Raw genomic sequence first — 20,548 nt, 5'->3', positions numbered from 1 at the left:
ATCGCCTAGCCCAGGAGATCATTCAATGACGAAGCCATTCCCTTCTCGCCTCTGCACCCTTGCTGCTCTAGCCAGCCTCACCGCTTTACCGCTGACCAGCCATGCAAATAGTGATGACGCAGAAATATGTGCCCAGGAAGCCTATGCAATGGGCCTGCGCTATCAACAGCAGTCTGCTGAAGCCGCTGCTCTGCAGCGTCAGGGTTTTGCCCTCGCCACCTACCGGCTTGAGGATCAGATTGAGGCGCATGGTGGCAGCGACGACTTGGCGATCATTACCGACCTGGATGAAACGGTGCTGGATAATAGCGCTCTGTTGGTTCGCGACATGCAGGCGTGCCACGACTACACCACCTGGGACACATGGAAGCATTGGGAGCGTGAAGGCGAACCGCGTTTGATGCCGGGTGCCAAAGCGTTCCTGGATTACGCGGATGAGCAGGGCGTGGCCATTTTTTACGTCTCTGATCGCTACCAGGAGAACGAGGCCGACACTATCGCCACCTTGGAAGCGCTAGAGCTACCCCAAGTCTCTGAACAGAGCGTGATGTTGCTGGGGCCTGCCAAGGCAGAACGCCGCGCGGAAGTGGTGGATAACCACACGCTGGTGATGCAGCTGGGTGATTCCCTTCACGATTTCGCGGGTGACTTCGCGGGCGCCGACCTTGACCAGCAGCATGCGCTTGTTGAAGAGAATGCCGAGCGTTTTGGCAACGATTGGATCGTGTTCCCCAACGCTACTTACGGTGCCTGGAGCGAGGCTGAGTTAGACGCCTGGGAAGCCCCGCACGAAGTGGAGTGATCGGTTAGATAACCACTCCATACCGCATTAAATAAACGCTGCGCGCCCCAGATTTGGCTATTTTGTTTGACGATTTAGTTTAGCTGTCTTGGGGCGTGTTTTTGTCTTAGTTCTTGTCTTCGTCACTCTCGTGGCTATTTTCTTGAGCGTCATCTGTTTTGTCGTCGTCCTTCTTGCGCGGGTCTTCGCTGTCTTCATCCAGCCAGGTGCCGCAGCGTAGGCAGTAGCGGGCGCGTTTTTCATGGCGTTCGTGACCGCAGCCGGGGCAGGCTTCTTCGGAGTAACGCTCTTCACGGATCGAGCGAATCACCTGAGCGGAAAACACCCCGGTGGGCACGGCAATGATCGAGTAGCCGAGCAGCATGAGTACCACCGTAATCGATTTACCCAGCGCAGTAGCGGGGACGATGTCGCCATAGCCGACGGTGGTCATGCTGACAATGGCCCAGTACATCGACATCGGAATACTGGTGAAGCCCGCCTCAGAGGATTCGATGGTGTACATCAGCGCCGCGAACAGGGTAATCACCATTAATATGGCGCTAAAAAACAGCAATATCTGGCGCATGCTGCGTTTAAGGGCATCCATTAAAAGACGCGCCTCGCCGACAAACTCCATCAGGCGCAGAATACGAAAAATGCGCAGTACTCGCAGCAAACGTACAATCACCAGACCATGTGCACCGGGCACCAGTAGTACCAGCCAAATGGGCAAAATCGCGATTAAGTCGACGATGCCATAAAAGCTTCTTAAATAGAGTGTCGGCTTTTCCAGGCAGTAAATGCGCAAGATCAGCTCAATGCTGAACAATAGCGTGAAGGCCCACTCAAGATAAAAGAAGAGTTCTCCGTAGCGTTCAGCATAAATCTCGATGCTGTCCAGCATGATGACCGCGACGCTCATCAAAATCGCTACGATCAGGGCGATGTCAAAGGCTTTAGCTCCCGGCGTGTTAGACTCAAATATGATATGGAACAGGCGGGTGCGGAGGCCTTCCGCACCGGGGGTTAGGTGAAAATTCATCGCATCATCCTGAAGTGAGCCTCAATGCCGTTCTAGTTAAACGCTAGCGTAGCGCGGTTTGGTACGCCAAGCGATGGGCGAGCGCTAACGCCGCTTTACCGTAGGCTGCATTGGGCTGGCCGTCCGCATCGAGCGCGCCAGGCAGCGCCTGGGCATAAGCGCGTGCGGTGGCATCCAGTTCGGGATGTTCGGCGAGAGTGGCCAGCGCCTGCTGGGCATCGTTTAAAAAGCTGGCTTGTTGGCTGTCGTGGTAGGCGTCCAGCGCCAGCGTGGCGCGGTGCAGCCACTCCGCCGGAGAGTGCGCTTCGGGTAGCGGCCAGTGTTGGGTGCTAAGGGCATTACCACGGGACGCCTTGCTGCTATCCGAAGGCCGCAACGGTACTTGTTCGGCAAGCTTAAGCGCCAGCGCCCACAACGCTTCCGGCTCGCCGCCTTTTAATTCGAGCTCTGCCTCGCGAATTGGCGTGCGATAGCCACCGCTAATAATTTCACCTTCATCCAACACCAATTCAATATGACTCTGCTGACCTTGTGCGCCCTCTTTTAGCTGCCAGCTACGCCGTGTGAAATCAGTGCTGAGCTGGGGGGCGAGGGCATCAAGTACACCGCTAAGTTCGCCTTGAAAAGGGGGGAGTTTGGCAATTGAAGCGAGATCCAACTGCGGGCCAGCCACCTGCCACTCCCACTCTTCGCGCTGGGAAAGCCCACCGCCACCTTGGCCAGCGGTTTTCACCGTTTGCAGCACCTGGCCGTCTACCTGGCGAAGTCGCAGCGCAATATGTGCTTTCGCCAGATCACCCTGAGGGGTATCAAAGTAGGTATTGGTCAGCGTTTGTTTACGCACGGCGTGTGAAGCGAGATACGGGTGTTGAGTCAGCGCCGCAGGCCCTGTCGGGGCAAGGGCCAGTTTAAGTTCCACTTCCATGGGGTTTGGGCTTTTCATGACGCTAGCCACCTCGTTATCGTGACATTTAAATGAATATTTGATTACATTTGTGAACTTTTCATGACGGCGGCAGGCGCACTCTTTATACTGGCGCCGCCATTTCCAGGCTCCCCGAAAACAGGCTAAAAGGCATTATGGTTACCTCCAATCCTTTTTCTTCGATGTTTGGCCGCTCGCCATTCCAGCCGTTATTGGCCCATATCGTCAAGACGAATGAGTGTGCCGATCAGCTGTTGCCGTTTTTTGAAGCAACCCTGGCTGATGACTGGGACAAAGCGGCTGAGCTGCGCGAAAACGTCACCCGCCTAGAGCATGACGCCGATACGCTGAAAACAGAACTGCGGTTGAACCTGCCCAACACCATGTTTCTTCCGGTGTCGCGCTCCGATCTGCTTGATCTGATCAGCGTGCAGGACAAGATCGCCAACAAGGTGCGTGACATTACCGGCATTATGCTGGGGCGTAAAATGCGCGTGCCGGATGAGCTGGCCGCGCCGATGCGCGACTACATTCGAACCAGCGTTGCCTGCGTGGCGCAAGCGCGTCAAGCGCTAGAAGAGCTCAAGGATCTGCTCGAGTCCGGCTTTGGCAAAAATGTCTCGGATGTGATGCAGAAGATGATCCGTGAGCTGCACACCCTCGAACACCAAGCCGACGACCAACAGATCACCATTCGCCGCCAGCTGTTCAAGCTTGAGAGCCAGCTACCACCAGTGGACGTGATCTTTCTCTACAAGATCATTGAATGGGTTGGCGAACTATCCGACCGCGCCGAGCGCGTGGGTAGCCGTCTGCAGATCCTGACTGCCCGCTAAGGGGACTTTCATGCTGATTATTGCCCAGCACGGTGAAATCTTTATCATCCTGGCCTGTTTGTTTGGCTTTTTCATGGCCTGGGGCGTTGGCGCCAACGACGTGGCCAATGCCATGGGAACCTCGGTGGGGTCGAAAGCGATCACCATCAAGCAGGCCATCCTGATTGCGGTCATTTTTGAATTCCTGGGTGCCTGGCTAGCCGGTGGCGAAGTTACCAATACGATCCGTAAAGGTATTATCGACCCCGAACTGCTACAGGACGACCCACAATTGCTGGTCTACGGCATGCTGGCAGCACTGCTGGCGGCGGGAACATGGCTGCTGGTGGCCTCCATGAAAGGCTGGCCGGTTTCCACGACGCACTCGATTGTCGGCGCGATCGTAGGCTTTGCGGTCGCAGGGCTAGGCCCTGCCACGGTGGACTGGGGTGCGGTAGGCAAGATTGCCGCCAGTTGGGTGGTCTCCCCCTTGTTGGCAGGTACCATCGGTTTCGTGCTGTTTAAATCGGTACACCACCTGATTTTCGAGGACGCCAACCCGTTCACGGCCGCCAAACGCTACGTACCCGGTTATGTGTTTCTGGTGGGCTTCATCGTTTCGATGGTCACGCTGACCAAAGGGTTATCTCATGTGGGGTTGGATCTAACCTTCAATCAGAGCCTGTTGCTGTCGATCCTGCTGGGCCTGGTGATTATGGGCATTGGCCTGATCATGCAGCGGCGTATCAAGTTCGAGCACAATACCAACGACCACTTCGGCTATGCCAACGTTGAGCGTGTGTTCGGCGTGCTGATGATCTTCACCGCCTGCGCCATGGCCTTTGCCCACGGCTCCAACGATGTGGCGAATGCGGTTGGCCCGCTGGCAGCGGTGATCAGTGTGGTGCAAACCGGCGGTGAAATTGGTGGTTCCGCACTGGTGCCCTGGTGGGTACTCGTATTGGGTGGAGCTGGTATCGTAGTGGGCTTGGTCACCTACGGCCATAAGGTCATCGCTACCGTGGGTACCGGGATTACGGAACTGACCCCCAGCCGTGGCTTTGCCGCTACCCTGGCGGCAGCCACGACGGTGGTGCTGGCCTCGGGCACTGGCCTGCCGATTTCCACCACCCACACCCTGGTCGGCGCGATTCTTGGGGTGGGGCTGGCACGCGGCATGGCGGCATTGAACCTGCGGGTCATCGGCACGATTGCCATGTCGTGGCTGATCACACTGCCAGCAGGCGCGGGCCTGGCGATTCTGTTCTTCTTCATGTTCAAGGGCATGTTCGGTTAACGGATAATAAACAGCACTTGTAAACGTAGTACGCCAAGGCTCGAAAGGCTTTAGAAGCATCTGAGCGATAAGATCACAGCGGCATCTTCATGTTTATCTGCATTAGATTGAGCAGATTTGCATTTGAAGGTGCCGCTGTTTTTCGTGCTCTGGTAAAGTAACTGGAGATTGTTTTTGAGATCGTTTTTGAGATTGTTTCTTTCACCTGCTGCCGGAGAGCGGCCCTTGGATACACGCTTCCCCTTTGTTGATTGGTTTCGTAACGCTTCCCCCTACATCAATGCCCACCGGGGGCGAACCTTTGTCATCTTAATTGAAGGCGAAGCCATGGCGTCTGGCCGAGGGGAGCAACTGATTCAGGATTTGGCGCTGCTGCATACCCTGGGTGTGCGACTGGTCGTCGTGTTCGGCATTCGCCCCCAGGTGCACGAGTCGCTAACCGCCGCTGGCGTAGAGCCCACGCGCATCGATGGCCGCTGGGTCGCGGATCGCGCGGTGATGGCTCACGTTGAGCAGGTAGCTGCCCACCAGCGGCTATGGCTGGAAGCGCGGCTCTCCCTTGGCCTGCCCAGCACGCCGCTGCACGGTGTGGAATTGAGCGTGATCTCCGGCAACCTGGTGACCGCCAAGCCATTAGGCGTGCGCGAAGGGGTGGATTTCGACCACAGCGGCGAAGTGCGTCGGGTGCGTGCCAGCGCCATTGAAGGCCTGCTGGAAAAAGGCTCGCTGGTGCTGCTGCCGCCGCTAGGGTTCTCCAGTACCGGTGAAGTTTTTGATTTAGACGCCTCTGAAGTCGCTCAACACGCCGCCGTGGCGCTGAAAGCCGACAAGCTGATTTTGCTGGGGGAATCCGAAGGCTTGGAAGATGAGCAGGGCGCGCTGCTGCGCCAGCTTTCCCCGGCGGAGGCCGAGCCGCGTTTAAGCGCCGCAGTGCCAGGTAGCGAGCTAGCCCGCCACTTACAGGCCGCCTGCACTGCCGCACGGGAAGGCGTGGCGCGCACGCACCTGCTTTCCTGGCGCAACCACGATGCCCTGCTGGGTGAGTTGTTCACCCGCGACGGCGTGGGCACCATGATTACCCAGCACCGCTACGAACAGCTGCGCCCGGCCACGCTCAACGATGTAGCGGGCTTGCTGGAACTGCTGGAACCGCTAGAGCGCCGAGGTATGCTGGTGGCGCGTTCAAGAGAGCGCCTGGAGCACGAAATCGATGACTACATGGTGATCGAGCGCGACGGTATGGTGATTGGCTGCGCCGCGCTGCATGTATTTACGGACACCAGCATTGCCGAACTCGCCTGTGTAGCAGTGCACGACAGCTACCGCGGTGGCGAGCGGGGCGAGCGCCTGGTGGAAGCCATGGAGCGCCGCGCCCGCCAGCGCGGCTTAACTGAAATCTTCGTGCTGACGACCCACACCGCCCACTGGTTTGTGGAACACGGCTTCCGCGCCGCCAGCCTGGAAGACCTACCCCCGCTGAAACGCGAAACCTACAATCACGCCCGTAAATCGAAGGTGTTGGTTAAGCAATTAGCGTAATTCGCTTATTGAAAATTGGGTGGCTAATTAGCAGCCCTGGTTGAACGTGGCATTAGCGAAAACAGCTCCGGCTGCTTTTGCGCTTCTTGTTGAATAGTGTCGTCAATCGGTGTGTCGTAGGTTTTGAGCAGGTAACCGAGCACCGAGTAAAAACCCACCATGGCGATCAGGTCGATCACTGCTTTGCGTCCGATCGCCTCGGCAAGTTCTGCTTCCTGCTCCTTGGTCAGCATGCGCTCATCGAATAACGCATCCACGGCGTTGACGATAAGACCATCAACGCCTTCGGGAGTACCGCGAATAGCAGTGATCCGGTGTTCGGAGAATCCCAGGGCAAGTGCACGACTAACATGATGGGCCCACTCGTAGGCTGAGCCCATACGTAAACCCGCGCGTAAAATCACCACTTCGGTCAGTTCCGGGCCTAACGCATTCTCCTTAACAACGTGTTGGCGCAAGGGCGCCCACGCTCTAAGCAAGGCCGGGTGATGGGCCATGGTGCGATAAACGTTGAGTGCGCCAGCAAAGCCCTCGCGTAAATCAGGGATCTCCTCAGGCCAGTCGGCATCGGAAATAGGCGGGCAGGGAGAAGAGGGCATGGGTGGGTCTCCTTTCAGATGTTGTTGATTGTGTCATCACTCTGCGATGGCGGCGGTTATGGCCTCGGCAATACGCTCAATGATCAGGTCTACTTCGTCAGGCGCAATGATATAGGGCGGAGCCAGCAAGATATGATCACCGTTAATGCCATCAATAGTGCCGCCCATCGGGTAGCTGATCAGGCCACGCGCCATGGCCTGTCGCTTGATCTTGGCGTAAATCTTTCTAGCCGGATCGAAAGGTGTTTTGTTTTCCCTGTCCGCGACAATCTCGATACCGCGAAACAAGCCCCTGCCGCGAATATCGCCCACATGGGGGGATGCGCCGAGCGCCGCTTCAAGGCCGCTCTGTAACCTCGTGCCCATGTCATTGACGTTCGCCAGCGTCTCCGGCCGTGCAATGATCTCAACCACTTTGTTAGCGGCCGCGGCGGCCACAGGGTGCCCAAGATAGGTATGACCATGCTGAAACAGCCCAGACCCATTGGCAAAACTGGCGTAGATGTTGGCCGATAGCATCACTGCGCCAATAGGTTGATAGCCGCCGCCCAAACCCTTGGCGATCGTAACGATATCAGGCGTTACCCCATCTTGTTCGCAGGCGAAGACGGAGCCGGTTCTTCCCATGCCGCACATCACTTCGTCGAGGATCAGCAGTACGCCGTATTTATCGCAAATGGCACGCACGCGTTTGAAGTAATCCGCCTCAGAGGCGACCGCCCCTAAGGTGGCACCGACGACGGGTTCGGCAACGAAGGCCATGACTTCTTCAGGGCCAAGTTCCAGAATCTTTGCCTCAAGCTCCTCGGCAAGCCGTGCAGCGTAGGCCTCGGGCGTCTCGTCGGTGCCCTTGTCGCGATACGCATAGCAGGGCGATACATGGTGGGTTTCTGGCAGGATGGGCTGAAACTGCTGGCGCCGCATGGCATTGCCACCGGTTGCCAACGCGCCGATGGTATTGCCGTGGTAGCTCTGGCGTCTGGCAATGATATGCCGTCGCTGGGGCTGATTAATCTCTACAAAGTACTGCCGGGCCATTTTCAGCGCCGCTTCGACGGCTTCTGACCCACCCGACACCAAGTAGACGTAATCCAGCCCTGCGGGGGCTAAATCCACGAGCTTTTCGGCAAGTGCTTCGGCGGCATCGGTAGTGAAAAATGAGGTGTGGGCGTAACAGAGGCTATCGATCTGTGAGCGCATGGCGGCCAGCACTTCCGGGTGGGCGTGTCCTACGCTGGTGACCGCAGCGCCTCCCGAGCCATCCAGATAGCGGCGCCCCGTGGTGTCCGTGATATAGACGCCTTGTGCCGACGCAGCATGAGGCAGTTTCCCGCCGATACCGCGGTGAAGAATACGCGTCATAGCCTCTTTCCCTCATTATCAAACGGTGAGTAATTCATATGACAATGAGATTGGCACACTCACAAAGATGTTTGCAACAAATAAATCATTTAAATATAATGTGAAACATGTAGATCATATATTCACAGAGCCAACCGACTATTTCTTCACAGAGCCAACTACTATGCAGCCGAGCGATTCGCTGAGAGAGCAGATTATTGCCCAGTACGATGCCATGTCTGCGCAGCTGCAACAGGCCGCTCGCTACGTGCTTGAGCATCCGGAGGAAGTGGCGCTGGTGTCCATGCGCGAGGTGGCGCGCCTAGCGGGTGTGCAACCCGCCACCATGACACGGCTTGCCAAGTTCTTGGGATTGCCAGGGTACGACGAACTTCGGGCGCAGCATGCAGCGGTGTTACGTCAGGGGGGCGATGGCTTTGCGGCCAAGGTTCGCCAGCGGGTAGATGAAGGCAGTGAAAGGGGAGTCAGCGATACCGCTTCGCATATGCTTCAAGGGCTGAGTGCCCAGCTTGCTAAGCTCTGCGAGCCCGATTCACTACGGCAGCTGGAAGCCACCGCCACTAGGCTGAGATCAGCGAGAAAGGTATACGTGCTGGGGTTACGTTCCTGCCATGCCGTTGCCTGGCATTTCCATTACGTGATGACCCTGCTGGGCGAGCGCTCGGTTCACCTGGATGGGCCTGGGGGAACCGGCGGAGATGGACTAATTCGTGCCACATCTGAGGATGTATTGCTCGTTATCTCCATCAAACCTTATGCAACAGGGACGCTGGAACTGGCCCAACTGGCAAAAGATAAGGGGGTGGGGATTGTTTCCATCACCGATAGTGAAGTGTCGCCGCTGGTGGGGATGTCAGCGCAGACGATTCTATGCCCCACGGAAACCGATAGCTTTTTTCACACGCTAACCCCGGCATTAGCCGTCTCCGAAGTGCTGTGCAGTTTATTGGCGGAATTCGATAGGCCTAAGACGCTAGACGCTTTGCAGCAAGCGGATGAACACCTCTCGCATCTCAATACGTATGCGACGGCTATCCCCAGGCGGCAGTGAGAAGCGAGGCTTATTGACCCAACATTACTGTCAGATAAATCCTTCGATAATTACCGAGCGGTAATTATCAGTCGTCTCGTCGGGTTATTAGGATTAAATATTCCCGAGCGGGAATATTTTGGCGTTGCCGTGACTGTATGAACAGTGTTCTAACAAAAGGGTGGCTCAAAGCCACCCCGGGAATGCGCGCTATATCTTATATAAGAAACGCTTAGGTATTTAAGATAACGCCGCCATTCAGGTGCATGGTCTGGCCACTCATGTAGGAAGACTCCTCGCTGGCCAGATAGACATAGGCAGGGCCCATTTCGCTGGGCTGCCCGGCGCGTTTCATGGGCACCTGGCCGCCGAATGACGCTACCTTCTCATCCTCAAAGCTGGCGGGAATCAGCGGGGTCCATACCGGCCCTGGCGCTACGGCATTCACGCGAATGCCACGATCCATCAGCGACATCGCCAACGAACGCACCAGCCCCTGAATAGCGCCCTTGGTGGCGGTGTAATCGATCAGTGTATCGTTGCCCTTAAAGGCATTGATTGATGAGGTGGCAATAATGGTGTCGCCTTCGCTGAGATGCGGCAGGGCAGATTTGCTTAGATAGAAATGGCTGAAGATATTGGTCTGGAAGGTGCGTAGCAGTTGATCATCGGGGATCTCGGTAATGTCATCCCAGTCGTACTGCTCGGCGGCGTTATTGATCACAATATTGATCTTGCCGAAGTGGTCGAGGGTGCGCTTAACGATCTCACGGCAAAACGCTGGCGCTGCCACATCGCCTTTCAAAACCAAACAGCGGCGACCTTCGGCCTCCACCAGCCGCTTGGTCTCTTCTGCATCTTTGGTTTCTTTGAGGTGCACGATCACGCTGTCGGCACCTTCGCGGGCATAGTGAACGGCGACTGAACGCCCTATGCCGCTATCGCCACCGGTAATAATCGCGACCTTGTCCAGTAACTTATCGGCGCCCCGGTAGCTTTCACGAATGTATTCGGGCTCTGGGCGCATGGCGTGTTCATCACCAGGCTGTTTATCCTGATGCTGTGGTGGTTGGTGTTGATCACTCATGTGCGGTCACTCCATTGTTGGCACAATTTGGTTTGCACATACGGTTAGTTATCGTAAAACATCACTTACTAACCACTGTTCAGGCCCTCGTATCCTCGAGTACCTTACACGCTGTAAACGTAGACCAAGGTAGTAACAACGGCAAACCAGGAAGCGAACGCTGAGCAATAAAACGGTTGGTCATGCAGAGAAATGATAGTGGCAGGTTATTGATGCTATCAATATTGCTAATGTAGCTGCTATAAAGCTATTTACTTGTTTTAAGTGTTTGTTTTAAATATTGTTTAATTGCAGTTATGTCGTGAGTGCTTATGAGGGTGAATTGCAAGTTGAAGGGGAAGGGCTACAGTTAAGTCAGCCAGGGATAGGAGGCACCACGAACGCCTCCCACTCTTTCGCTCACCCACTACGGTAAGGAAGAAGCGATGACTCAAGTTCCCGATAAAGACCAGAAAGCCCCTAAAGAGAAGGATGACCACCATGATGAGGCCAATCCGATGCCGGATACCCACCATGTAAACCCGGAGTCCGATGACGATAAAAAGTCAGGCAGGGATACCAAGAAATAATCTATGCAACATTTTTTAGGCCAACGCAAAACAACAAAGGCGCTACTTCCGGTAGCGCCTTTTCTATTAGCGCTAAACCTCTATGTTGATAGAGGGCGTTGATACGGAAACGTCACCTAGCGAGGTAGGCAGCAACTGCCCCAATGAGGAGTAGAGGGCCTCAGAGGTTGATGCGGCAACCACTCGATCAGTCTTGTCCATAACTTCTTCAGCTTTCTTTAGCTCACGACGAGCTTCTTTATCTTCTTCATTCAGCCGAACCTTAAGTTCGTTAACTGCTTCGCGCAGCGCTTTTTGGGCGTCAGTCAGTACGCCGCGTAGTGCGTGTTCACTAGCGCTGGGGCCATTGGATTTCGAGCGGTTGTCTTCATTCTGAATGAGGTTAGGTAGGCTTGGTAATACGCCGAGCTCGGTGGATTCATCGCTTTCAGGCTCGCCCGCTGCCTTCTCGGCCTCTTGCTCAGCAGCCTTTTTAGCATCATCTTCGGCTGTTTCCGCACTGGCTTCGGCTTGCTGCGCGTCACTGGAAACCGTTACCTGGGCGCTCTCATTGCCACCCGCCTGGGCCGCGGCTGAGTCGGCCCCGTTGGCTTGGGCCTCGGCCGGTTGAGCTGCTGTCGTTTGAACGGCTGTCGTGGGAACTGCTGGCGTTGCAACCACGGACGGGATTGCGGTCATGCCAGCACCACCGCCGCCTTGATTGTTCAGTAGCTTAGCCGCACCGGCAAGCTCACGGGCGATGCTCTTGAGCTCCTTGGCCATGTTTTTAAGCTGTTCAGGAGAGGCGAAGGCCATCATGGCTTTCAGCATTTCAATCCGCTGACGCAGGAAGCCCACTTTATCGGTGGCCTGCTGCTGGGAGGCTTCCTTTGGAGTAGGCAGCGACGCCAAGCTTTCCAGCGCTTCCTGCTGCTTTTTAAGACGCTTTGTGAACGGGTCGTCTTCAGCAGGCTCGCTCTTTTGGGGGGCGACGCGGGTAGGCGTTAAAAACTGCGGCTTATCTTGGCGCTGATTAATTAGTGTAAAAGACGAAAATCCAATCTTCATGGCGGTATCCTCTCCTCATTGTTAGAAGATATCGGCCATTTAACTTAGGTCTTTAACCCCCGGACTTTAAACGCCGCTTAACTTCCACGCTTAGCCTGCCTTCACCTAGCTTCAGTTTCAGCTTCTGGCCGGGCTGGGTATCTTTCGCGCGGCGAATGACCTGGCCCTGCTCATCCTGGGCAATTGCATAGCCACGCCCCAGCACCGCTAGCGGACTGACCGCGTTTAACTCCCGTGCGGCGGCTTTCAAGCGTGCCTGTCGGCTCTCCAACTGGCGCTGCATCGCACTCCCCAAACGGCGCTGTAACTGGCTCACACGCTCGCTTTCTGCACGGTGCAACCGCGCCATATCCTGGCTGGCTAAGCGCCTGCTCAGCTGTGTCACCTGGGCTTTTTGCTGGGTGAGGGTTTGCTGCATGGCGCGATTCAAGCGCTGATTGAGGGCGGTTAAGTGCTGGCGCTGGCGGTTGAGTTGTTCGCCGGGGTGGCGCAGCTTGGCGCGCAGGGTATCCAGCCGCTGACTGTCGCGTTCCAGACGTGCCTGCATAGCCCGCTGCAAACGGCTGTGCTGATGCTCAAGCTGGCGCTTAAGGGTGTTTTGATCCGGCACCAGGCGCTCGGCGGCGGCAGAAGGGGTGGGAGCGCGCATATCGGCGGCGAAATCCGCCAGGGTGATATCCACTTCGTGGCCCACCGCCGACATCACCGGCAGCCGGGAGTGAAAAATCGCCCGTGCCAGGTGTTCGTTATTAAACGCCCAGAGGTCTTCCAGGCTACCGCCGCCGCGAGTGATCAAAATTACGTCCCGCTCCGGGTCTAGCCGCGCCTGACGGTTAAGCAATGCCAGCGCCGAGATCATCGCCGGGGCGGCTTCCGCGCCTTGCACCGGCACCGGTATCAGCGTGACGTCCGCCAGCGGCCAGCGCGCTTCCAGCACCGCCAGCACATCACGAATCGCTGCCCCGGTGGCGGAGCTTAAAATCAGCAGCTTGCGTGGCGGAAAGGGCAGCGGCCGGGCGTTGGCGAGCACGCCTTCGCCTTCCAGCTGCGCTTTTAAACGCTCAAAGGCCGCCAGCAGCTCGCCCAGGCCTGCCGCCTGAACGGCGTCGGCAATTAGCTGGTAGTCACCGCGGGGCTCGAACAGCGATACCCGCCCACGCAGCTTGACCTGATCACCGTCGCGCATCGGCGCCGAGACAAAACGCGCCCGCTGACGAAACAGCGCGCAGCGAATCTGCGCCCGGTCATCCTTCAGCGTGAAATAGACATGCCCCGACGCCGGGCGGGAAACATTAGAGAGCTCGCCCTCCACCCACACCTCGCCCACATCGCGCTCAAGGGTTTGCTTGGCGCGCTGGTTGAGTTGGCTGACGGAGAGTGCCTGGGGCATTGGTGCGTTCATTGCTGTCCCTTGCTTTAGGGAATCCGGGAATCTTTACGGCTAGTGGCGTAAAATGGCGTCGTTGTTACGAAATATCATTGTATTACCCAGGAGATGACGAGGAAATGCTATGGGCCACCACCCAACACCGTTGATCGCTTTTTACCGTGGCGAGGCACCGGATCATAAGGGGCGCTATATCGATGCCGTCTGGGCCTTATCTCACTTTTGGTTAGAGCATACCCACGATTATATTCAATGGCTTTTTCCCATCCCTGAGGTTGGCCGCTTTAACCATTTTGCCCCGCGGCTGACCGATGGCGAGCGTGACATATTTCAAGACGATAGCGCGTTACGTGAACAACAGCGAGTCTCGCTGGATGTCATGTTGAGTTTTTTGGGTTTAACTCGTGATGGGCTCACCATTACTGCCCAGCCGAGCCTCAATATCCGCGAGCATATTTGGCTCAAAGCAGGTGGGCATAATCACCTGCGTATTTCGCGGATGATTCGTTCTCTGGCACTTTGTCACCAGTACGATCAGGCGCTGGCTTTACAGGAAGCGTTGATACGTATTGGTACCGAGCAGGGCATCGTCTCGAATGCCTCGATCCAGTATTGGAGCGAGGCACATAAAGAGTAGCCTGTATTATTCGGATATTGTTACTGGCATGCCGCAATAATAGAAAAGCCGTAAAGCCTTACGTCTGGCGTTCCTTCAACGAGGCAGCCTCTTCGGCGTGATGTGGTCACCGGATCTGTCAGTGGCTGGAAATAGCTGAAGTGGTGGCTCGCTGGGTCATCGTTATTCACGTCGGTATTTAACTGAGATACGATCCTTTCGTGTGTTGCAGCGCTGAGCGCTTCCCATTGATCTGTATTGCCCTTCTGTCTGTTATCCACATGCAGGTAGAGGGCGATAGGGAGCTTGATAACCTTCTTCTTTAGTGCTTTTCCCAGGCTTGTTTCATCAAGCTCGATGAGCTGATTGACGGCTTTCTGCCACGGGCGAACGAGTCGCTGTGTCGTTGTTGTGTATTCTTCACCAAGTTGACGACCATTCACAGAAGCACGAATGACTTTTAGTTCGACGAGAAAGCTGGTGCTGCGATAGTCGAAAATGATATCCACTCGGCCTTTGCCGCTGGCTTCATCTGTCTGACGAGATACCTGTACTTCAGTGGCAATGTGGCCAATCTGGCTATTAAAGCCATCACTTAGCAGCGCCTTGATAAAGGTACCGTAGAGTTCCCTCTCATTGGGAATACGCGTATTGCGAATGAAATGACGCGTATCTGGATCGTCAAGCGCTTCCCCCAAAGCACTGCATAACGTCACCATCATATCGCGCGAAACACGTGCTCCCGTGATGTTATCTGGATTGCTGTAGTAGAGCTGCCTAGGTTGGTCTGCCATTCTTGTCCCCTTTTATTAATAATAATCAGCATGATACACCTCTTAGCCATACTATTCGCTTAAGGGGTTGCTTGGCGCGCTGGTTGAGTTGGTTGACGGCTACCTCTTATTTGAGCGTGTCTGAAAAGGCTTCGTCCAACCACTTAATGAAGTTCCGCTTGGCTTTAAATTCGCTACGTAACTGCGTCAGCATGTGCGCAAAAGCGGTGTATTGAGCTGGCGTTTCCAGGCTCTTTTTCAGCTCTTTAAGCAACGCGATGCTCTGTCGATAGCCTTGGTTGTTAGTCTGTTTTACATACAGCCTTACCAAGCGCAGGTACAGTGGTATACGTGCATCGGGAGAGGGCAGGGCTTTGGCCAAGTTGTGCAGCAAGTGCGCTGATACCTGGTGCTCAGTGCACAATGCATGGGCATCATCCAAGCGCCCTTCGAATAAATAAATTTCCAATAAGCTATCTTTTGCTTGCTGCGCCCAGAAAGAGGGCATCTTTTCCGGCGGGTGGGTGATGCGTTCCAGTAGCCAGTCACAGACCCGCTGGCGATAAACGATGGCTAAATTATGCGCTTCCATCAGCGCCACTAGCTGCCGGTAATCGTCCAACTGCTGAGTGTGTTGATAGATACCCCACTGTTGCTCTGCCGCCGCGTCTGTTTCACTGCGATGCAGCTTTAGGCGTATCTCAAGCCGGTTGCGTTCAAGCCGCCAGCGGTAGTCGTTTTTTGCCTCGCACTCAGCAGCATAAGTTAGCCATGCTTCCACCTGATCCCAGGCTTCATACTCCATACATAGCTCAGCGGCCTTTAAACAATCCTTCTCATCGCTGAGGGTTTTTTGATACAGCGCCAGTATAGCGGGCAGGTCACCGGCGGCTGTAGCGCGTTTGAGTAACGGATCGCGCAGGCGAATCAATCGGTAGCGATCCTCCCATTCCATGGTGGCTGCTTGGTTCGGCAGCTCATCCAGGGCTTGTTGCAGGCGCTCATGGTAGGCGTCTTGGCTTGCTTGGCTCAGCACATCCAAATAGGCATCAGGGATCGGCGGGTATCGATCCTCTTCCCCACCAAACGATTTTTCATACAGATAGCTGGCTAGCTTGTCGGCAGGCCAATCGAGCCGCTTTACGGTCTGAATATGCAAAGTGTGCAAGAGGTGTTCGCAGTGGAAACGAAAGCCGCCGGAGTCATCAATGGTTTCCAGTGCTTTATCAATACGCGCGAGTGCGTAATCCACCAGTGCCAAGCTTTTTTCTGGAGGGAGTTGCGGCACCTGCTCGGCCAACTGTTCAATAACGGCTTCTGCCTTACTGAAATAGTGACTCACTTGAGAGTAACGGAACAACCCGCGATTAATGGGCAACGCGGCAGTGATACGTTTTTTCAGCGCCTTGTGATCCAGAACACCAAATGCTGCATCCGCTTTCAACGACCACTGTTGGTGCAGTACAGGGTCATTTTCAATAAGCGATAGCAGCGTTTCGACCAGCGAGGGTTTGTCTAACGTCTCTAAGTAAGCGTGAATGCGATCTGACGTGTCGCCCTCTGCCAGCTGTGCTTGTTTGGTATGCTCGGCGCGGTACGCTAGGGCAACGGCTACGCAGTGCTTGCAGAAATCAATGCCTTCGGAAGCGGGGCAATTACAACCGCCGCTCAAACCTTGCTTGGTTAACTTTAATGCCACATGGTAAAGCTCACTGCCCTCGACGTCAGCGCTAATGGTGGCACCGCTTTTATCCCAGTTGATCACCATGCCCTGTTGGTAATATTGAACCCCGCGGGCAAAAGCCGCATCACCCGCCAACATAACCAGCTGTGAGTCTGAAATTAACGTCTCATCCATTGTCGCCACCTGACACTTCTGTAGAGCTAAATGACGTATAGGCTAACATTAACCGCAGGGTGCTGACTGTCACGGGGTATGCGCTAGCAGCGCGCCAAGCAGAAGCAGTGGCGTAGAGTAGGGGCAGTGGCATTGCTGGAAAGGCCCTCAAAACGCTATAATAGGGGATTAACCTTTCACGCCCCACTTCCTCTCAATCAGGGTGTTGCCGCTATGCTACGTATGGCCCAAGAAGCACTAACGTTCGATGACGTACTCCTCGTTCCCGGCTTCTCCGATGTCCTCCCCAAGGATGTCAGCCTCAAAACCCGCCTGACCCGCAATCTTTCGCTCAATATTCCGCTCCTCTCTGCCGCGATGGACACCGTTACCGAAGCGCGTCTAGCGATTGCGATGGCCCAGGAAGGCGGCATCGGCATCATCCATAAGAGCATGGCCATGACCCAGCAAGCCGCTGAGGTGCGCAAGGTCAAAAAGCACGAAAGCGTGATTGTGAAAGACCCGGTCACCGTTAGCCCTAAAGCCAAGCTCGAAGACCTGCTCGCCATGGCCCGTGAATACGGCTTCTCCGGTTTCCCCGTGGTAGAAGGCGAAACCCTGGTGGGTATCGTGACCGAACGCGACATGCGCTTCCAGCCCAACCATGGCGACAGCGTTGAAGCGATCATGACGCCGCGCGACCGGCTGGTTACTGTCAAAGAAGGTACCGACCTCGAAACCAGCAAAGCCAAAATGCGCGAACACCGCATCGAAAAAATGCTGATCGTTGATGACGAGTTCCACCTGCGCGGCCTAGTCACCTTCCAGGATATCGAAAAAGCCCGCACCTACCCAATGGCTGCCAAAGACAGCGATGGCCGTTTGTTAGTCGGCGCGGCAGTCGGCACCGGCCCGGAAACCCCGGATCGCGTAGCCGCCCTGGCCGAAGCAGGCGTGGACGTGATCATTGTCGATACCGCCCACGGCCACTCCCAAGGCGTTCTTGACCGCGTTCGCTGGATCAAAGAGCACTTCCCGCAGATTCAGGTGATTGGCGGCAACATCGCCACCGCCGGTGCAGCCCGGGCGCTGGCCGAAGCAGGCGCGGATGCCGTTAAAGTCGGTATCGGCCCTGGCTCGATCTGCACCACGCGCATCGTAGCGGGCGTTGGCGTACCGCAAATCACCGCGGTTTCCAACGTGGCCGAAGCGCTCAAAGAGTACGACATTCCGCTGATTGCCGATGGTGGCGTGCGCTACTCTGGTGATTTGGCCAAGGCGATTGCCGCTGGCGCCAGTGCCGTGATGGTCGGCGGCCTGCTGGCCGGTACCGAAGAAGCGCCCGGCGAAGTCGAGCTCTACCAGGGCCGTACCTACAAAGCCTACCGTGGCATGGGCTCCATGGGTGCCATGTCGCAGAGCCAGGGTAGCGCCGACCGCTACTTCCAGGATAAGAGCGAAGGCGCCGAGAAGCTGGTGCCGGAAGGCATTGAAGGCCGCGTTCCCTATAAAGGCATGATGAGCGCCATCGTTCACCAGCTGATGGGCGGCCTGCGCGCTTCCATGGGCTACACCGGCTGCCGCGATATTCAGGAAATGCGCACCAAACCGGAGTTTGTACAAATTACCGGCGCTGGCTTTAACGAATCCCACGTTCACAACGTGCAGATCACCAAAGAAGCTCCCAACTATCGGGTGAGCTAACCAGTAGAAGATTTTGAAGCCTTTGATTAACGTAATGAGCGCAGACCAGACAAGGCAAAAATCAACGAGAAAGCGGAGTTTACAAGTTGTAAATGAGCATTTTGAGGCGATTTTTAACGCAGTATGGTCAAGCGCAATAGTTAATCAGAGGCTTCTACGTTAAAACGGCGGCGGGCAAAGCTCGCCGCTTGCTTTTTGGCCTTACCAGCGGCACCCACACCGCTTAACCGAGACCCCGCCATGAGTGACATTCACGCCCATAAGATTTTGATTCTCGACTTCGGCTCGCAGTACACCCAACTGATCGCTCGCCGGGTTCGCGAGATCGGCGTCTATTCCGAAGTCCGCGCGTTTGATATCACCGAAGAGGAGATCCGCGAGTACAACCCCAACGGCATTATCATGGCCGGTGGCCCGGAATCCGTGACGGAACTGGACTCCCCGCGTGCGCCCCAGTGCGTGTTTGAAATGGGCCTGCCGGTGTTTGGTATCTGCTACGGCATGCAGACCATGGCCGAGCAGCTGGGCGGTAAGGTAGAAGGCTCTAACCAGCGTGAATTCGGCTACGCGCAGATTCAGATCGACGAAGATAACGCGCTGTTTAAAGACATCAAAGACCACGTAGACGCTAAAAGCGGCAAAACCCTGCTGGACGTATGGATGAGCCACGGCGACAAGGTCGCCGAAGCGCCCGCCCAGTTCACCGTGACCGCCTCTACACCGAGCTGCCCGATTGCCGCCATGTCCTGGGAAGAGAAGCAGTTCTACGGCGTTCAGTTCCACCCGGAAGTGACCCACACCCTGCAGGGCCAGCGCATTCTTGAGCACTTCGTGCTGGATATCTGTAAAGCCGAAAAGCTGTGGACACCCGCGCAAATCATCGAAGACCAGGTTCAGCGCGTGCGCGAGCAAGTGGGCGACCGCCACGTACTGCTTGGCCTCTCCGGGGGTGTGGATTCTTCCGTAGTTGCCGCGCTGCTGCACAAAGCGATTGGTACCCAGCTGACCTGCGTCTTCGTCGACAACGGCCTGCTGCGTAAAGCGGAAGGCGACCAGGTCATGGAAACCTTCGCCAAGCACATGGGCGTTAAGGTGATCCGCGTAGACGCCGAAGACCTGTTCCTCGGCAAGCTAAAGGGCGAGAAAGACCCGGAAGCCAAGCGCAAGATCATCGGCAATACCTTCATCGACGTGTTCGATGAAGAGGCCAGCAAGATTGAAGGCGTCGAGTTCCTGGCCCAGGGCACCATCTACCCGGACGTGATCGAATCCGCCGCGTCTAAAACCGGCAAAGCGCACGTGATCAAATCCCACCACAACGTAGGTGGCCTGCCGGAAACCATGAAGCTCAAGCTGGTCGAGCCGCTGCGCGAACTATTTAAAGACGAAGTGCGCAAACTCGGCCTTGAACTCGGCCTGCCCTACGATATGGTCTACCGCCACCCGTTCCCTGGCCCCGGCCTGGGCGTGCGTATTCTGGGCGAAGTGAAGAAGGACTACGCCGACATCCTCCGCGATGCCGACGCCATCTTCATCGAAGAGCTACGCGCCTCTGGCTGGTACGAAAAAACCAGCCAAGCCTTCGCCGTATTCCTACCGGTGAAATCGGTAGGCGTGGTCGGCGACGGACGCCGCTACGAATGGGTCATCGCGCTACGCGCGGTAGAAACCATCGACTTCATGACCGCTCGCTGGGCGCACCTGCCTTACGAGCTGTTGGAGAAGGTTTCCAACCGGATTATCAATGAGTTGGAAGGGGTTTCTCGGGTAACTTATGACGTGAGCAGCAAGCCGCCTGCTACTATTGAGTGGGAGTGAGTTTGTTCGTGAACGCTGTTAGGTGAACATAAGCCACTCAAAATAGAGTGGCTTTTTTGTAGTGCGCCAGGCATGGCGCGCAGCGCCTTGACCGGCGCTGTTCCTGGGGGTGGTGCTTCAGGATGACTTGGGGGTGAAAGTCCCCTGCACGCCCTGCAAGGGGAAGTGCTAGCCGACGGCAAGGGTGTCCCTCGCGAGGGGGAATCTGAAGGCAGCCCGAGGCAAAACGCTGGCCTGACGAACAGGAAGCGGATACGAGGCGTCATGGCGGGGTAAGGTGGCTACACTCACCAAAGCCCGATACTTGCACGGAACGC

The 20,548-nt window shown here is 56.0% G+C and carries 18 protein-coding genes; 9 read left to right on the top strand and 9 right to left on the bottom strand.

All coding sequences use genetic code 11. The features are described from left to right. Positions 1-25 precede the first annotated feature (25 nt). The gene (locus HALA3H3_RS03600; protein WP_022519942.1) at positions 26-802 is read left to right on the top strand and encodes a 5'-nucleotidase, lipoprotein e(P4) family; all 777 of its coding nucleotides are present in this window, start codon (positions 26-28) and stop codon (positions 800-802) included. Between the two features lie 106 nt (positions 803-908). Here HALA3H3_RS03600 and HALA3H3_RS03595 read toward each other — a convergent pair whose 3' ends face one another. Next, a complete protein-coding gene (locus HALA3H3_RS03595) occupies positions 909-1,826 on the bottom strand; it encodes an ion transporter (protein ID WP_022519941.1) in 918 nt (305 codons plus the stop codon). A 43-nt stretch (positions 1,827-1,869) separates the two neighbouring features. After that, complete coding sequence (locus tag HALA3H3_RS03590; protein ID WP_022519940.1) at positions 1,870-2,769, bottom strand: CYTH domain-containing protein; 900 nt, start codon at positions 2,767-2,769, stop codon at positions 1,870-1,872. Positions 2,770-2,906: 137 nt separating this feature from the next. Between HALA3H3_RS03590 and HALA3H3_RS03585 the strand changes: the two genes are divergently transcribed. The 3 genes from HALA3H3_RS03585 (at position 2,907) to argA (ending at position 6,402) form a co-directional block, all read left to right on the top strand. After that, entirely contained in the window at positions 2,907-3,587 is a 681-nt protein-coding gene (locus tag HALA3H3_RS03585; protein ID WP_022519939.1) for a TIGR00153 family protein, read from the top strand. Between the two features lie 10 nt (positions 3,588-3,597). Next, the gene (locus tag HALA3H3_RS03580; RefSeq protein WP_022519938.1) at positions 3,598-4,863 is read left to right on the top strand and encodes an inorganic phosphate transporter; all 1,266 of its coding nucleotides are present in this window, start codon (positions 3,598-3,600) and stop codon (positions 4,861-4,863) included. Positions 4,864-5,088: 225 nt separating this feature from the next. Further along, the gene (gene argA / locus HALA3H3_RS03575; RefSeq protein WP_022519937.1) at positions 5,089-6,402 is read left to right on the top strand and encodes an amino-acid N-acetyltransferase; all 1,314 of its coding nucleotides are present in this window, start codon (positions 5,089-5,091) and stop codon (positions 6,400-6,402) included. A gap of 23 nt (positions 6,403-6,425) precedes the next feature. Here the strand turns inward: argA and HALA3H3_RS03570 are convergent, their stop codons facing one another. After that, complete coding sequence (locus HALA3H3_RS03570) at positions 6,426-7,001, bottom strand: carboxymuconolactone decarboxylase family protein (RefSeq protein ID WP_022519936.1); 576 nt, start codon at positions 6,999-7,001, stop codon at positions 6,426-6,428. A gap of 36 nt (positions 7,002-7,037) precedes the next feature. Beyond that, positions 7,038-8,363, bottom strand: coding sequence for an aspartate aminotransferase family protein (locus HALA3H3_RS03565; RefSeq protein WP_022519935.1), 1,326 nt, complete (start codon positions 8,361-8,363; stop codon positions 7,038-7,040). Positions 8,364-8,526: 163 nt separating this feature from the next. Here HALA3H3_RS03565 and HALA3H3_RS03560 point away from each other — a divergent pair, with 163 nt between their 5' ends. Next, positions 8,527-9,414 carry a MurR/RpiR family transcriptional regulator gene (locus HALA3H3_RS03560; RefSeq protein ID WP_022519934.1) on the top strand — a complete coding sequence of 296 codons (888 nt, stop codon included), beginning with the start codon at positions 8,527-8,529 and terminating at the stop codon, positions 9,412-9,414. A gap of 211 nt (positions 9,415-9,625) precedes the next feature. Here HALA3H3_RS03560 and HALA3H3_RS03555 read toward each other — a convergent pair whose 3' ends face one another. Beyond that, positions 9,626-10,480, bottom strand: coding sequence for an SDR family oxidoreductase (locus HALA3H3_RS03555; RefSeq protein WP_022519933.1), 855 nt, complete (start codon positions 10,478-10,480; stop codon positions 9,626-9,628). 425 nt (positions 10,481-10,905) lie between these two features. Between HALA3H3_RS03555 and HALA3H3_RS27050 the strand changes: the two genes are divergently transcribed. Then, positions 10,906-11,049, top strand: a complete 144-nt coding sequence (locus HALA3H3_RS27050; RefSeq protein WP_022519932.1) for a hypothetical protein — start codon at positions 10,906-10,908, stop codon at positions 11,047-11,049. A 72-nt stretch (positions 11,050-11,121) separates the two neighbouring features. On the opposite strand, the gene HALA3H3_RS03550 is transcribed toward HALA3H3_RS27050, so the two are convergent. Then, complete coding sequence (locus HALA3H3_RS03550) at positions 11,122-12,096, bottom strand: hypothetical protein (protein WP_022519931.1); 975 nt, start codon at positions 12,094-12,096, stop codon at positions 11,122-11,124. Between the two features lie 52 nt (positions 12,097-12,148). After that, positions 12,149-13,498 carry an exodeoxyribonuclease VII large subunit gene (gene xseA, locus HALA3H3_RS03545; RefSeq protein ID WP_022519930.1) on the bottom strand — a complete coding sequence of 450 codons (1,350 nt, stop codon included), beginning with the start codon at positions 13,496-13,498 and terminating at the stop codon, positions 12,149-12,151. Between the two features lie 109 nt (positions 13,499-13,607). On the opposite strand from xseA, the gene HALA3H3_RS03540 reads away from it, so the two are divergent. After that, positions 13,608-14,120 (top strand): opioid growth factor receptor-related protein, encoded by a 513-nt coding sequence (locus HALA3H3_RS03540; protein ID WP_022519929.1) that lies wholly within the window; start codon positions 13,608-13,610, stop codon positions 14,118-14,120. 20 nt (positions 14,121-14,140) lie between these two features. On the opposite strand, the gene HALA3H3_RS03535 is transcribed toward HALA3H3_RS03540, so the two are convergent. Together HALA3H3_RS03535 and HALA3H3_RS03530 are read right to left on the bottom strand one after the other, a co-directional pair. Then, entirely contained in the window at positions 14,141-14,893 is a 753-nt protein-coding gene (locus tag HALA3H3_RS03535; protein WP_022519928.1) for a hypothetical protein, read from the bottom strand. Between the two features lie 106 nt (positions 14,894-14,999). Next, positions 15,000-16,730, bottom strand: a complete 1,731-nt coding sequence (locus HALA3H3_RS03530) for an SWIM zinc finger family protein (protein WP_022519927.1) — start codon at positions 16,728-16,730, stop codon at positions 15,000-15,002. A 213-nt stretch (positions 16,731-16,943) separates the two neighbouring features. On the opposite strand from HALA3H3_RS03530, the gene guaB reads away from it, so the two are divergent. After that, complete coding sequence (guaB, locus tag HALA3H3_RS03525; protein ID WP_022519926.1) at positions 16,944-18,413, top strand: IMP dehydrogenase; 1,470 nt, start codon at positions 16,944-16,946, stop codon at positions 18,411-18,413. Positions 18,414-18,653: 240 nt separating this feature from the next. Further along, positions 18,654-20,231 carry a glutamine-hydrolyzing GMP synthase gene (gene guaA, locus HALA3H3_RS03520; protein WP_022519925.1) on the top strand — a complete coding sequence of 526 codons (1,578 nt, stop codon included), beginning with the start codon at positions 18,654-18,656 and terminating at the stop codon, positions 20,229-20,231. Positions 20,232-20,548 lie beyond the last annotated feature (317 nt).

The organism is Halomonas sp. A3H3, assembly GCF_000982975.1.
Taxonomy (GTDB): Bacteria; Pseudomonadota; Gammaproteobacteria; order Pseudomonadales; family Halomonadaceae; genus Vreelandella; species Vreelandella titanicae.
The sequence above is the reverse complement of the archived record's forward strand: the minus strand, read 5'-3'. Positions and strand labels throughout refer to the sequence as shown.